Raw genomic sequence first — 13,319 nt, 5'->3', positions numbered from 1 at the left:
CGACGGTACCCCGCGGCACACGCTCGCCCGGCACCGGACTCGTGGCACCCGCCGCCCGCGGCCCCTACTCTCGGGGGATGACAACGCCGTCACCGGGCAGCGAGCGCCCGCTCGAGCCCGACATCGTGACCGACCTGCGCGAGCAGATGACGTACGGCTCGTACCTGCACCTGGACACGCTCCTGGACGCGCAGGCCCCGGTCAGCGACCCCGCCCACCACGACGAGATGCTCTTCATCGTGCAGCACCAGACGACCGAGCTGTGGCTCAAGCTGGTCCTGCACGAGCTGGTCTCGGCGCGCGCGCTCATCGCGGCCGACGACCTCCAGTCCGCGCTCAAGCGCATCGCGCGGGTCAAGCACGTCCAGCGCACGCTGACCGAGCAGTGGTCGGTCCTGGCGACCCTCACGCCGAGCGAGTACGCGCAGTTCCGCGGGTTCCTGGGCCACGCGTCCGGGTTCCAGTCGTGGCAGTACCGCGCGGTCGAGTTCCTGCTGGGCAACAAGAACGCGCGCATGCTCTCGGTGTTCGACGCCGAGCCCGCGGCGCGCGCCGAGCTCGAGCGCCTGCTGCACGAGCCGAGCGTCTACGACGAGTTCCTGCGCTACCTCGCGCGGCACGGCCACGACGTGCCGGCCCGCGTGCTCGAGCGCGACGTCACGCAGGGCTACACGCTCGACCAGGACCTGGTCGAGACCTTCCGCACGATCTACGACGACCCCGAGGGCAACTGGCTCGCCTACGAGAGCTGCGAGGAGCTCGTCGACCTCGAGGACAACTTCCAGCTCTGGCGCTTTCGTCACATGAAGACCGTGCTGCGCATCATCGGGACCAAGCGCGGCACGGGCGGGTCGAGCGGCGTGGGCTTCCTCGAGAAGGCCCTCGACCTGACGTTCTTCCCCGAGCTGTTCGCGGTGCGCACCGAGATCGGCCGGGCGTGAGCGCTGGACCGGAAGAGCGCGCCGCGGTCACCTTCGCGGTCGACGCCCGCTGGGAGCGGGGCACGGGATGGACCGGCCCGACGGCGGTCGTCGCCACCCCGGGCGGCTTCCGGTCGCGCGTGGGTACCGACCCCGCCCCGACCCGTCGCCTCGAGGGCGTCCTGCTGCCCGGCTTCCGCGACGCCCACGTCCACCTGGCGCTGGTCGACGCCGGGGCCCTGCGCCAGGGCGGCCTCGCCGCGGTCGACGACCTGGGCGGCGACCCGGCGGCCCTCGCGGCGCTCGCGGTCCGCTCGGCGTCCTCCTCAGCACTGCCCGAGGTCCGCTTCGCCGGGGCGTTCCTCACGGCCCCCGGCGGCTACCCGTCGGACCGGTCGTGGGCCCCGCCGGGGTCCGTCGAGGAGGTCGCCGGCCCCGAGCAGGCCGCGGCCGCGGTCGACCGGCAGGTCGCCGCGGGGGCGAGCTTCCTCAAGGTCGCCCTGCACGCGGACGCGGGTCCCGTGCCCGACGACGCGACCCTCCGCGCGCTCGTGGGGCGGGCGCACGAGCGCGGGGTGACCGTGGTCGCGCACACCGAGGGCGCGGGCCAGGCCGAGCGGGCACTCGTGGCGGGCGTGGACCGGCTCGCGCACTGCCCCTTCAGCGAGCGGCTGCCGGGCGACTTGGTGACGGCGGCCGCACGCTCCCAGACCTGGGTCAGCACGCTCGACGTCCACGGCTGGGGCTCCCCGGCAGCCCCGTACGCGGTGGCCCTCGACAACCTCACGCGGTTCGTCGCCGCGGGCGGGACGGTCGTCTACGGGACGGACCAGGGCAACGGCCCGCTGCCCGTCGGGGTCGACGAGCGAGAGCTGACGGCGCTGCTCGCCGCCGGGCTGACACCGGAGGACCTGCTGTGCGCCCTGACGTCAGGTCCGGCACCGGTCGCACTCACGCTCGTCCCCGGGGACCGCCCGGAACCGGGCGCCCCGGCCGAGCAGGTCGCCGCGTGGCTCGCGCGGGCGGGCGTGCTCACGCCCCACGACCTGCTGGGCCGCGCACCGGCGCGCACCCTGATCAGACCCGACCCGCCCGCCCCGTCCCCAGGAGGCCGCCCATGACCAGCACCACTCCGCCCGTCCGCCCGTCGGCGGCCCCTGCGGCCGGTCCTGCCGAGCGCGCCGCAGCGCTCGACGCCGCCGACCCGCTCGCCCGGTTCCGGGACGAGTTCGTGCCCTCCGACGACGTCGTCGCCTACCTCGACGGCAACTCTCTGGGGCGTCCCACGCGCGCGAGCGCCGAGCGGCTCGCGCGCTTCGCGACCGAGCAGTGGGCCTCGCGTCTCATCCGCGGCTGGGACGAGTCCTGGTACGACCTGCCGCTCGCGATCGGCGACCGGATCGGGCAGACCGTGCTCGGCGCGGCGCCGGGCCAGACGTTCGTGGGCGACTCGACGACCGTGATCCTCTACAAGCTCGTGCGCGCGGCGCTCGACGCCCGCCCGGGGCGCACCGAGATCGTGGTCGACACCGGGAACTTCCCCACGGACCGGTTCGTGCTCCAGGGCGTCGCGGCCGAACGGGGCGCGACGCTGCGCTGGCTCTCCCCGGACCCCGACGCGGGCGTGACCCGGGACGAGGTCGCGGGCGTCGTCGGGCCGCAGACCGCGCTCGTGGTCCTCAGCCACGTCGCCTACCGGTCCGGGTTCCTCGCCGACGCGGGCACGATCACGCGCGTCGCCCACGACGCCGGGGCGCTCGTGCTGTGGGACCTGTGCCACTCCGCGGGGGCCGTGCCCGTCGCGCTCGACGCCTGGGACGTGGACCTCGCGGCGGGCTGCACCTACAAGTACCTCAACGGCGGTCCCGGGTCGCCCGCGTTCGGGTACGTGCGCGCAGAGCTCCAGTCGGCGCTGACCCAGCCGATCCAGGGCTGGATGGGCAGCGACGCGCCGTTCGAGATGGGCCCCGAGTATGCACCCCACACCGGGGTACGGAGGTTCCTGAGCGGTACGCCCGCGGTCGTCGGGATGCTCGCGATGCAGGACATGCTCGACCTGCTCGACGAGGCGGGGAACGTCGCCGGGGCCGACGCCGTGCGGGACAAGTCGGTCCGGCTCACCACGTTCGCGCTCGACCTCGTGGACGAGCTCCTGGTGCCCCTGGGGGTGCGCGTGGCCTCGCCCCGCGACCCGGCCCGGCGCGGGGGCCACGTCACGATCGACCACGCCGCGTTCGAACGCGTGATCCCTCGCCTGTGGGCGCAGGGGGTCATCCCCGACTTCCGCCGGCCCGACGGCCTGCGGCTCGGGCTCTCGCCCCTGTCGACGAGCTTCGCCGAGGTGCAGGTCGGGGTCGAGGCGATCCGCGCAGCCCTCCTCGAGGAACCCTCGCCTGGGCCTGCCGACGCTCCCGCGGACGTGGCGCCGTCGGGCTGAGCCACGCACCGCCCGGCGCACGCGGCGTCGCGCCCCCCTCGCCGCGTCGGTGCCTGGACCTAGGCTGGGGCGGACGAGAGACGACATGCCCGGCCGCAGGTTCTCGCGTGCCTGCCGACCCGACAGATGGAGAGACCATGAGCACGGTCACGAGGACGGACGAGTCGTCCGCACTGCCCCTTGCCGACAGCCACGACATGATCCGCGTGCAGGGCGCACGCGAGAACAACCTCAAGGACGTCAGCGTCGAGATCCCCAAGCGCCGGCTCACCGTCTTCACCGGTGTCTCGGGCTCGGGCAAGAGCTCCCTGGTGTTCGGCACGATCGCGGCCGAGTCGCAGCGCATGATCAACGAGACGTACAGCGCGTTCCTGCAGGGCTTCATGCCCTCGCTCTCGCGGCCCGAGGTCGACCATCTCGAGGGTCTCACGACGGCCATCATCGTCGACCAGGAGCGCATGGGGGCCAACCCGCGCTCGACGGTCGGGACCGTCACGGACGCGAACGCGATGCTGCGCATACTGTTCAGCCGCCTCGGGCAGCCGCAGATCGGCTCGCCCCAGGCGTACTCGTTCAACGTGCCCTCGGTGTCCGGCAGCGGCGCGATCACGATCGAGCGGGGTGGCAAGACGCAGGCCGAGAAGGCGACGTTCCACCAGCTCGGCGGCATGTGCCCGCGCTGCGAGGGCATGGGCAACGTCAACGACTTCGACCTGACCGCGCTCTACGACGACAGCAAGTCCCTCGACGAGGGCGCGCTCACGATCCCCGGCTACTCGATGGACGGTTGGTACGGGCGCATCTACCGCGGCTCCGGGTTCTTCGACGCGACCAAGCCGATCAGCACGTTCACCAAGCGCGAGCTGCACGACCTGCTCTACAAGGAGCCGACCAAGATCAAGGTCGACGGCATCAACGTCACGTTCGAGGGCCTGATCCCCAAGATCCAGAAGTCCTTCCTGTCCAAGGACGTCGACGCGATGCAGCCCCACATCAGGGCCTTCGTCGAGAAGGCCGTGACGTTCCAGACCTGCCCCGAGTGCCACGGGACCCGCCTGAACCCCGAGGCGCGGTCGTCGAAGATCGCGGGCAAGAGCATCGCCGACGCGTGCCAGATGCAGATCACCGACCTCGCGGAGTGGGTCCGCGGCCTCGACGAGCCGTCGATGGCCCCGCTGCTCAAGGGCCTGCAGCACCTGCTCGACTCGTTCGCCGAGATCGGGCTGGGGTACCTCTCGCTCGATCGACCGTCGGGGACCCTGTCCGGCGGCGAGGCCCAGCGCACCAAGATGATCCGGCACCTCGGCTCCTCGCTCACCGACGTCACGTACGTCTTCGACGAGCCGACCATCGGCCTGCACCCGCACGACATCGAGCGCATGAACTCCCTGCTGCTCCAGCTCCGGGACAAGGGCAACACGGTCCTCGTCGTCGAGCACAAGCCCGAGGCCATCGCGATCGCGGACCACGTCGTGGACCTGGGCCCGGGCGCGGGCACCGCGGGCGGCGAGATCGTCTTCGAGGGCACGCTCGACGGCCTCCGAGCCTCCGACACCACCACGGGCCGCCACCTCGACGACCGCGCGACGCTCAAGGAGGCCGTGCGCCCCCCGAGCGGGCAGCTCGAGATCCGGGGGGCGAGCGAGCACAACCTGCGCGACGTCGACGTCGACGTGCCGCTCGGCGTGCTGTGCGTCGTGACGGGCGTCGCCGGGTCCGGCAAGAGCTCGCTCATCCACGGGTCCGTCGCGGGGCGCGAGGGCGTCGTGGTGATCGACCAGAGCGCGATCCGCGGCTCGCGGCGCAGCAACCCCGCCACGTACACGGGCCTCCTCGACCCGATCCGCAAGGCGTTCGCCAAGGCCAACGGGGTCAAGCCCGCGCTGTTCAGCGCCAACTCCGAGGGCGCCTGCCCGGTCTGCAACGGCGCGGGCGTCATCTACACCGACCTGGGCGTCATGGCCACGGTCGAGACCACGTGCGAGGAGTGCGGCGGCAAGCGGTTCCAGGCGGCCGTGCTCGAGTACACGCTCGGCGGGCGCAACATCGCCGAGGTGCTCGCGATGTCCGTGACGGACGCCGAGAAGTTCTTCGCCGACGGCGACGGGCGCATCCCCGCGGCCCACTCGATCCTGAGCCGGCTGGTCGACGTCGGACTCGGATACCTGAGCTTGGGCCAGCCCCTCACGACGCTGTCCGGCGGTGAGCGCCAGCGCATCAAGCTCGCGACGCAGATGGGCGCCAAGGGCGACGTCTACGTCCTCGACGAGCCGACCACGGGCCTGCACCTGGCCGACGTCGAACAGCTCCTCGGGCTCCTCGACCGGCTCGTCGAGGCGGGCCGGTCGGTCATCGTGATCGAGCACCACCAGGCCGTCATGGCGCACGCGGACTGGATCATCGACCTCGGTCCGGGCGCCGGGCACGACGGTGGTCGCATCGTCTTCGAGGGCACCCCCGCGGACCTCGTCGCGGACCGCTCGACCCTCACGGGCGAGCACCTCGCGGCGTACGTGGGCGGCTGACGACCGCGGGACGGGTGGGCGCTCCGGGTGAGCGCACACGGTGAGCACGGGAGTGGCGGGCAGGTCCGCGGACCTCCCGCCACTCTCAATCTATAGCGCACCGGGGGGCTTGCGGCAAGGCCCCCGTCGGGGCGCACGATGGTCGGCCCGAGGCCAGAACGACGGAACGAGCCACAGCCATGACCCCCTCGAGCACGAGCGTGTTCGCCCTCCCTGCCCGCCTCTCCCTCAAGGCCGACCCGGCCCTCGTCGACCGCGACGAGCAGCACTTCGCCGCCATCTCGGCCAGCCTCGACGAGACGACCAGGGACGTGTCCGCGCGCCTCGACGCGGCCCGCAGGTCGCCCGGCGGCAGCGGGACGCTCGCCCTGGAGCGCGACCAGGAGATCCACCGCCTGTCGTCGCGGCTACGGACGCTGCGCCGCTACGGCGTGGACCTGTGCCTGGGCCGCATGGTCGCCGAGGACGGCGCCGAGCCCGTGTACGTCGGGCGCCTGGGCCGCATGGTCGCCGAGGACGGCGCCGAGCCCGTGTACGTCGGGCGCCTGGGCCTCACGGACCGCGCGGGTCGTCGCCTGCTGGTCGACTGGCGCTCCCCCACGGCCGCACCGTTCTTCAGCGCGACGAGCGCGCACCCCTTGGGGCTCGCCAGCCGCCGCCGGTACCGCTGGAAGCAGGGGCGCATCAGCGACTACTGGGACGAGGTCTTCACGACGGACGGCACGGCCGCGGGCCTCGCGTCCCACGTGACCCTCGACGACCAGTCGGCCTTCATCGCGAGCCTGGGAGCCGAGCGGACCCCGCGGATGCGCGACGTGCTGGGCACCATCCAGGCCGACCAGGACGCCATCATCCGTGCGGGTTCGGACGGCGCCCTCGTGGTCGACGGCGGGCCGGGCACGGGCAAGACCGTCGTGGCCCTGCACCGCGCGGCGTACCTGCTGTACGCCGACCCGCACGTCGGACAGCACCGGGGCGGGGTGCTCGTCGTCGGGCCGCACCAGCCGTACCTCGACTACGTCGAGGACGTCCTGCCGAGCCTGGGCGAGGAGGGCGTGCAGACGTGCACGCTGCGCGACCTCGTCCCCGAGGGCGCGAAGGCCACGGTCGAGGCAGAGCCGGCCGTGGCCCGCCTCAAGGCGTCCGCCCGCATGGTCGCGGCGATCGAGCCCGCGGTGCGGCTGTACGAGCGTCCTCCCCGGACGGGCACGACCGTCGAGACCCCGTGGCTCGACCTGCGGCTCGGCGCCGACGACTGGGCCGAGGCGTTCGACGCCCCTGACCCCGGCACGCCGCACAACGAGGCGCGCGACGTGGTCTGGGAGGCGTTGATCGAGATCCTGATGGACAGGCTCGGCGACGGGCAGGGCGACGACGGGCTGCCGCTCGACCTCGTGCGCCGCTCCCTGGTGACCCACCGCGACCTGGCGAAGACCCTCAACAAGGCCTGGCCGCTCCTGGAGCCGACCGACCTGGTCGGCGACCTGTGGGACGTGCCCGCCTACCTGAGGATGTGCGCGCCCTGGCTCACGCCGGACGAGGTCCGGTCGTTGCGGCGCGACGAGCCGCAGGCCTGGACGGTCTCGGACCTCCCCCTCCTGGACGCGGCACGGCAGCGGCTCGGTGACCCCGAGGCGTCGCGCCGCCGTCGCCGGCACGCAGCGCAGGTCGCGGCGGAGCGTGAGGAGATGAGCAACGTCGTCGACCACCTCATCGAGACCGACGACTCGGAGCTGCAGGTCATGTCGATGCTGCGTGGTCAGGACCTGCGCGACGCCCTGGTCGACGACGCGTCCTGGCCGGACGTGACACCCGACCGGCTCGCGGGACCGTTCGCGCACGTCGTGGTCGACGAGGCGCAGGAGCTCACGGACGCCGAGTGGCAGATGCTGGCGCTGCGGTGCCCGTCGCGCAGCTTCACGGTCGTCGGGGACCGCGCGCAGGCGCGGCACGGGTTCACCGAGTCCTGGCGCGAGCGGCTCGAAGGCGTCGGCCTGTCGCAGGTCGACGTGGCGTCGTTGACCATCAACTACCGGACGCCGCAGGAGGTCATGGCCGAGGCCGAGCCGGTCATCCGGGCCGCGCTGCCGGACGCCAACGTGCCGACGTCGGTCCGCAGCGGCCATGCGCCTGTCCTGCACGGCGCTCCCGAGGACCTGGACGCGATCCTCGACCGGTGGCTCGCCGAGCACCAGGGCGTCGCGTGCGTCGTCGGCGCCCCGGCGTTCCCGGCGACCGAGCGCGTGCGGTCCCTGACCCCGGTGCTCGCGAAGGGGCTCGAGTTCGACCTCGTGGTCCTGGTCGACCCCGCGTCGTTCGGCGAGGGCGACGGCGGCATCGCGGGCGCCGTCGACCGCTACGTCGCGATGACCCGCGCGACCCAGCAGCTCGTGATCCTCACCCCCGGGAACGCGCCGCTGTCGGCCTGAGCGCGCGCCCACCGTGCGGACAGCACGGAGCCCCTCTCCCCGTACGGGGAGAGGGGCTCGGTGTCGTTCGGGTCAGGCTTCCTTCTTGGCTGCGGACTCCGCCTTGCGGGCCGCACCGGTCTCGGTCGTCGCCCCCGAGGTCGAGAGCTCGCCACCGGAGGACTCGAGGTGCGCACGGACGAACCAGTGGAAGAGCTCGAGCTCGTGCAGGTGACCGACCAGGAGGTCGTTGGTCACGGTGTCGAGCTCCTCGGTGTCGGCGGCCGCCTTGCGGTGGTCGGCGATGACTCCCTGGTAGACCTCGTCGAGCGCACCCAGGTGGGCGATGGTCGACGCGCGGCCCAGGCTGTAGTCCTCCCAGGTACGCTCGGCGACGATCGCGCCCGGCGTGCCGCGCGGCGGTACGCCGAGGGTGGCGATGCGCTCGGCCGTGGCGTCGACCATGGCACGGACAGCGTCGACCTGCGGGTCGATCATCTCGTGGACGGCGATGAAGTGCGGTCCCACGACGTTCCAGTGGATGTGCTTGAGGGTCAGCGCCAGGTCGTTGAGCGCGTGCAGACGCTTCTGCAGGATCGCGGCGATCTTCCCCCCGTCCTTCAGGGTCAGCGACGGGACGGTGTACTCGGGCATCTCCTTGCGGACAGCCATGTATTCCTCCTCGGTGCTCGGTCCATCAGCGCCTTGCGCTTCCCCCATCGTGGCCCGGGTGCCGTGCGCTCGCAGGTCGAGGCGTCGTGATCGCCGTCACGCTCATCCCTCGACGCCGGTGGCCGTGTGGGAGGTCCCGACGGGCTTGGACTCGGGTGACCCGCGCTCGCGCAGGTAGATCGAGAAGGCGACCATGCACGCCACCGCGAGGAACTCGGACTGCCAGTTCTGCAGCGTCCGGCCCCAGAAGTCGGGCAGGGTCAGGTACTGGCCCCAGGTGACGGGGTCCTCGAGGTCACGCATCGCGGCCTCGTTGTACGTCACCGAGCCCGCGATCGACTGTGCGAGCCAGCTCAGCGCGAAGATCGACCCCATGACCAGGCTCAGCGAACGGGAGTAGAGCGCGAGCCGCCAGCCGCGGACCCGTGCCCACGGCGGGGACTGCGGCGTCGAGAACTCGGCGACGTGCTGCGCCTCGTCGGACTCCCGCCCGGCCTGGCCAAGGGGCTTGGACTCCGGGGAGCCCTTCTGCACGAACCACACGGTCGCGAGGACGTAGAGCAGGAACTGGAGGAACTCCGACTGCCAGTTCTCGGTCACGTCCACCGCGAACGCCGAGGTCGTCACGTACTGCCCGAGCGTGATCGGGTCGAGGCCCGCCGAGGCCTGCTCCTGGTTGTAGAACGCGACCCCGAACACGGCCTGCCCCGCGAGGGCGAGCACGAAGATCGTGACGAACACGAGCGTGAGCCCGTTGTCCCGCAACGCCGCCGGCACGCGCGCGCTCATCGCGCGAGCAGCCCGACCGTGAGGAACCACACGAGAGCGAGGAGGACCCCGCCCAGGAGCCCGAAGAAGACGCCGCGCACGTCAGCCCCCGTCCAGGAGGCAGTCGTAGGGGCGGTCGGGACGCGGGACGCACCCTGTCGCCGTGACGCGCCACGAGTCCCCCGACACCGCGAGGAACGTGACCTCGCCGCCCAGGAGGACCTGCGCCTGACGACCGGCCACGGTGACGGACGAGTCGCCCGGCGCCTCCTCGACGCGCCGGGCCACGGGGCCCAGCACGAGGCCCGCCTCGCCGTCGATCAGCGCCTGGTCGCACGACGACGCCGCATCCTGCTCGAACGACTCGCGCGTCGCGGGGGCGAGCAGACCGCACGCCGTCGACGGGTCGTGGGCGCTCAGCGCCGCGAAGAACTCCTGGGTGACCGCGACGGCGTCGTCGGCGCCCGGGACCGGGCCGCACCCGGCGAGCACGAGGCCCATCGTCGCTCCCGCGAGGGCGACGCGCCCTCGACCCTCACCCCACAGGACGGACATACCCGGACGGTAGCGGCCCGAGCGACCCTCCGCCCGGCGAACGGCGACGATGCTCCGCTAGGACCTCACGCGGTCGTCGCGCGGTCGATCCCGAGCGTCGCGACGAGGTCCTCGTGCAGCTCGAACCACACGCGGTGGCACGAGTCGACGTCGGTGCCGTCGACCCAGCCGCCCTCCCCCGCGCGTGCCCGGCGCAGGGCCGTGGAGAAGCGCTCGTCGTACCCGCCGAACCGGACCAGGACGTCGCCGAGCCACCGCGCGAGCGGGGCGAGGGCGTCGTCGAGCGCGGTGAGCTCGTCGAGCACCGCAGCGTCCCAGGCCGGGTCCGCGTGGTCGTTGGGGGCCAGCCGCGCTCCCGGCACGGGCCGCAGCTGCCAGTCGGTGCACGCCCGCTGGAGGCGCGCGTTGAGCGGCAGAAACTCGCGGTGGGCGTGGCGGACGTCGTCGGCCCGGCCCGTGGCGGCAAGCTCGGCCGTGAGCCGGCGCTCGCCCTCGACCCTCCCCGCCTCGGTCAGCGCCCAGCCGCTCAGGTCCGCGAACGCGGACCGTCGCACCCATCCGTACGCCTCGAAGTCGCCGAGCAGCTCGTCGGTATCGGCCGGGTCGAGGTCGAAGCGGCGGGCGAGCGTCGCGGTGTCGGCGAACCCGCAGACGCGGACCGCGTGCAGGACGAGCAGGTCGACCGGGGAGTCCTGGGTCACGCGCGGCCCTCCTGCCGTGCCGTGAGCCGGTGGAAGTGCTGCTGGCACGCCTGCGGGGAGTTGAAGCCCATCGCGTCGGCGATCTGGGCCCAGGTCAGGCCTGCGCTGCGTGCCGTGAACAGCAGGCCGCTCTCGAGGCCGTCGACCTCGGCGCGCGCGGCGGGCAGCAGCGCGAGGGCGTCGAGGAGGTGCTCGGGCGGCAGGTCGGTGGACCGCCAGAGCGCGAACCGTGCGAGGTCCACGGCCGACGGCGGCACGGACGCGGGCTGCCACGGCCGGGGCTCGAGCCCGTCCGCGCCCTGGGCGAGCAGGTGGGTGCGGGCGTCGTGCTCGCGGCGCGCCTGGGCGTGGTCGGCCCGAGCGGCGTGGGCAGCCCGCGCGGTCGAGGCGTCCTGCACCTCGGGAGCGGTGTCGTCGTTGCGTGGCATGCGACGATCCTGCACAATCAACGAAATGTTGTCAACGATCTATTGAAGGCGGTTCGGGTGCTCGTCCCACTGGAGGAGGCCGCGCGCGGGACGTGCGGCGGCAAGGCCACGGCGCTCGGCGCGCTGCTGCGGGCAGGACTGCCCGTCCCCGACGGCTTCGTGGTGCCGTTCGACGCCTACCGGGCGGCGGTCCCCGACGACGTGCTGCGCGACGCCCTCGCCCCCGCCCTGCGGGCGCTCGGTTCGCCCCCCGTCGCGGTCCGGTCCTCGGCCACGGGCGAGGACACGGCCCGGGCCTCGGCGGCAGGGCAGCACGAGAGCGTGCTCGCGGTCCAGGATCCCGACGACGTCGCGCACGCCGTCCGCGCCTGCTGGGCCTCGCTGCACTCGCCCCGGGCGGTCGACAACCGGGCGGGGCTCGACGCACGGGGCGAGACAGGCGGCGAGGACGGCGCGACGCCCGACGAGCCCGCCATGGCCGTGCTCGTCCAACGCCTGGTCGACGCCGAGGTCTCCGGGGTCGTGTTCGCGTCTGACGACCCGGGCGTCACGACCGTGATCGAGGCGTCGTGGGGGCTGGGCCCCTCGGTCGCGGGCGGCACGGTCACGCCCGACACCTATCGCGTCGTGGCGCACGAGACCCTCGGTCGCGGGGCCGTGCGCGTGTCCTCGCGCGTCGTCGCCGACAAGCGGACGCGTCTCGACCGGGACGGTAGTCGTCTCGTGGCGCGCGACGTGCCCCCGGACGACCGTCGGCGACCCACGCTCGACGACGTGACCGCCACCCGGCTCGCCCGGCTGGGGTGGCATGCGGCGGACCTCCTCGGCGGGCCGCAGGACGTCGAGTGGGCGCTCGCCGACGGCACGCTCTGGATCGTGCAGGCCCGGCCGGTCACGGCTCCGCTCCCGGCTTCTCCTGCCGACGTCTCGGGAGACGCACCCCGGCGCGGCGCCGCGAACCTGCTCCGCGGGACCGCGGCAAGCTCCGGCGTCGCGACGGGACCGGCCCGGATCGTCCGCGGCCCGGCCGACTTTCCGCGCGTACGCGCCGGCGACGTCCTCGTGTGCCCCTTCACCGACCCCGCCTGGACTCCCCTGCTGCGCATCGCTGCGGGGGTCGTCACGGAGACGGGAGGCGTGCTGTCGCATGCGGCGATCGTGGCCCGCGAGCGCCGCATCCCCGCCGTCCTGGGAGTCGTGGGGGTCACCGGGACCATCGTCGACGGCAGCGTCGTGACCGTCGACGGCGAGGCCGGGACGGTCACGACCGCACCAGGAGGGCTCCGATGAGCGCCCGGCACCTCTACCTCGCCCGCCACGGGGCGGCCGACGCCCTCGGTGAGCTGACCGACGCGGGGCGCCGCCAGTCGGACCTGCTGGGCGAGCGGCTCGCGCACGTGCCGGTGACCGCCGTCTGGCACTCGCCGCTCCCCCGGGCGGCCGCGAGCGCCGCCGTCGTCGCGCGACACCTGCCGGGCGCGCGGGTCGCGGAGGCGGCCGAGCTCGTCGACCACGTGCCGTACGTGCCCGCGCGCTCCGAGACGCCGGAGTCCTGGGCGGGGTTCTTCGACGGCTGGGACGAGGTCGAGGCGGCCGCGGGTAGCCGGGCCGCCGACGCGCTGGTCGCGCGCTTCGCGGCACCGCCGGACCCGGGCACCGTCGATGTCCACGAGGTCCTGATCACGCACGACTACCCGATCGCCTGGCTCGTGCGCCACGCGCTCGGCGCACCGCCCGAGCGCCGGCTCGGCCTGAACAGCGCGAACACGGCGCTCACGGTGATCGACCTCCGCCCGGGGCTGCCGCCGGGGCTCGTGATGTTCAACGACCTGAGCCACCTGCCGGACGAGCTGCGCTGGACGGGGTTCCCGGGCGGGCTGCGCCCGTGAGGACTCTCAGGGCTGA

At 73.5% G+C, this 13,319-nt stretch carries 12 protein-coding genes; 7 read left to right on the top strand and 5 right to left on the bottom strand.

Going from position 1 to position 13,319, the window contains the following annotated elements; all coding sequences use genetic code 11:
- The first annotated feature begins 77 nt into the window (after positions 1-77).
- The 5 genes from kynA (at position 78) to helR (ending at position 8,311) form a co-directional block, all read left to right on the top strand.
- Positions 78-941, top strand: coding sequence for a tryptophan 2,3-dioxygenase (kynA, locus tag ACZDYF_RS06265; protein WP_475054806.1), 864 nt, complete (start codon positions 78-80; stop codon positions 939-941).
- Complete coding sequence (locus tag ACZDYF_RS06260; RefSeq protein WP_475054804.1) at positions 938-2,041, top strand: amidohydrolase family protein; 1,104 nt, start codon at positions 938-940, stop codon at positions 2,039-2,041. Before kynA ends, ACZDYF_RS06260 begins: the two co-directional genes overlap by 4 nt.
- Positions 2,038-3,357 (top strand): kynureninase, encoded by a 1,320-nt coding sequence (locus ACZDYF_RS06255; RefSeq protein ID WP_475054802.1) that lies wholly within the window; start codon positions 2,038-2,040, stop codon positions 3,355-3,357. The genes ACZDYF_RS06260 and ACZDYF_RS06255 overlap by 4 nt, the downstream gene beginning before the upstream one ends.
- Positions 3,358-3,494: 137 nt before the next feature.
- Positions 3,495-5,882 carry an ATP-binding cassette domain-containing protein gene (locus ACZDYF_RS06250; protein WP_475054800.1) on the top strand — a complete coding sequence of 796 codons (2,388 nt, stop codon included), beginning with the start codon at positions 3,495-3,497 and terminating at the stop codon, positions 5,880-5,882.
- 179 nt (positions 5,883-6,061) lie between these two features.
- Positions 6,062-8,311 (top strand): RNA polymerase recycling motor ATPase HelR, encoded by a 2,250-nt coding sequence (gene helR, locus ACZDYF_RS06245; RefSeq protein WP_475054799.1) that lies wholly within the window; start codon positions 6,062-6,064, stop codon positions 8,309-8,311.
- Positions 8,312-8,383: 72 nt separating this feature from the next.
- Here helR and ACZDYF_RS06240 read toward each other — a convergent pair whose 3' ends face one another.
- The 5 genes from ACZDYF_RS06240 to ACZDYF_RS06220 form a co-directional block, all read right to left on the bottom strand.
- On the bottom strand, positions 8,384-8,962 hold the full coding sequence (locus ACZDYF_RS06240) for a Dps family protein (protein ID WP_191790374.1): 579 nt from the start codon (positions 8,960-8,962) through the stop codon (positions 8,384-8,386).
- A gap of 102 nt (positions 8,963-9,064) precedes the next feature.
- Positions 9,065-9,751, bottom strand: coding sequence for a DUF6766 family protein (locus ACZDYF_RS06235; protein WP_475054797.1), 687 nt, complete (start codon positions 9,749-9,751; stop codon positions 9,065-9,067).
- Between the two features lie 81 nt (positions 9,752-9,832).
- Positions 9,833-10,285, bottom strand: a complete 453-nt coding sequence (locus ACZDYF_RS06230; protein ID WP_475054795.1) for a hypothetical protein — start codon at positions 10,283-10,285, stop codon at positions 9,833-9,835.
- Between the two features lie 65 nt (positions 10,286-10,350).
- The gene (locus ACZDYF_RS06225; protein ID WP_475054793.1) at positions 10,351-10,986 is read right to left on the bottom strand and encodes a transcriptional regulator; all 636 of its coding nucleotides are present in this window, start codon (positions 10,984-10,986) and stop codon (positions 10,351-10,353) included.
- Positions 10,983-11,414, bottom strand: coding sequence for a DNA-binding protein (locus ACZDYF_RS06220; RefSeq protein ID WP_475054790.1), 432 nt, complete (start codon positions 11,412-11,414; stop codon positions 10,983-10,985). The genes ACZDYF_RS06225 and ACZDYF_RS06220 overlap by 4 nt, the downstream gene beginning before the upstream one ends.
- Before the next feature lie 57 nt (positions 11,415-11,471).
- Here ACZDYF_RS06220 and ACZDYF_RS06215 point away from each other — a divergent pair, with 57 nt between their 5' ends.
- Positions 11,472-12,704, top strand: coding sequence for a PEP/pyruvate-binding domain-containing protein (locus ACZDYF_RS06215; protein ID WP_475054787.1), 1,233 nt, complete (start codon positions 11,472-11,474; stop codon positions 12,702-12,704).
- Positions 12,701-13,303 carry a histidine phosphatase family protein gene (locus ACZDYF_RS06210; protein WP_475054784.1) on the top strand — a complete coding sequence of 201 codons (603 nt, stop codon included), beginning with the start codon at positions 12,701-12,703 and terminating at the stop codon, positions 13,301-13,303. Before ACZDYF_RS06215 ends, ACZDYF_RS06210 begins: the two co-directional genes overlap by 4 nt.
- The last annotated feature ends 16 nt before the right edge of the window (positions 13,304-13,319 follow it).

The organism is Oerskovia sp. PE-21s, assembly GCF_056158145.1.
Note: the sequence above shows the minus strand (reverse complement) of the source record. Positions and strands in the feature narration are given on the sequence as shown.

Bases quoted from the DNA above. Each gene is read 5' to 3' on its own strand.
- kynA (WP_475054806.1), top strand. From the start codon at position 78: ATGACAACGCCGTCACCGGGCAGCGAGCGCCCGCTCGAGCCCGACATC.
- ACZDYF_RS06255 (WP_475054802.1), top strand. From the start codon at position 2,038: ATGACCAGCACCACTCCGCCCGTCCGCCCGTCGGCGGCCCCTGCGGCC.
- ACZDYF_RS06250 (WP_475054800.1), top strand. From the start codon at position 3,495: ATGAGCACGGTCACGAGGACGGACGAGTCGTCCGCACTGCCCCTTGCC.
- helR (WP_475054799.1), top strand. From the start codon at position 6,062: ATGACCCCCTCGAGCACGAGCGTGTTCGCCCTCCCTGCCCGCCTCTCC.
- ACZDYF_RS06240 (WP_191790374.1), bottom strand. From the start codon at position 8,962: ATGGCTGTCCGCAAGGAGATGCCCGAGTACACCGTCCCGTCGCTGACC.
- ACZDYF_RS06235 (WP_475054797.1), bottom strand. From the start codon at position 9,751: ATGAGCGCGCGCGTGCCGGCGGCGTTGCGGGACAACGGGCTCACGCTC.
- ACZDYF_RS06230 (WP_475054795.1), bottom strand. From the start codon at position 10,285: ATGTCCGTCCTGTGGGGTGAGGGTCGAGGGCGCGTCGCCCTCGCGGGA.
- ACZDYF_RS06220 (WP_475054790.1), bottom strand. From the start codon at position 11,414: ATGCCACGCAACGACGACACCGCTCCCGAGGTGCAGGACGCCTCGACC.
- ACZDYF_RS06210 (WP_475054784.1), top strand. From the start codon at position 12,701: ATGAGCGCCCGGCACCTCTACCTCGCCCGCCACGGGGCGGCCGACGCC.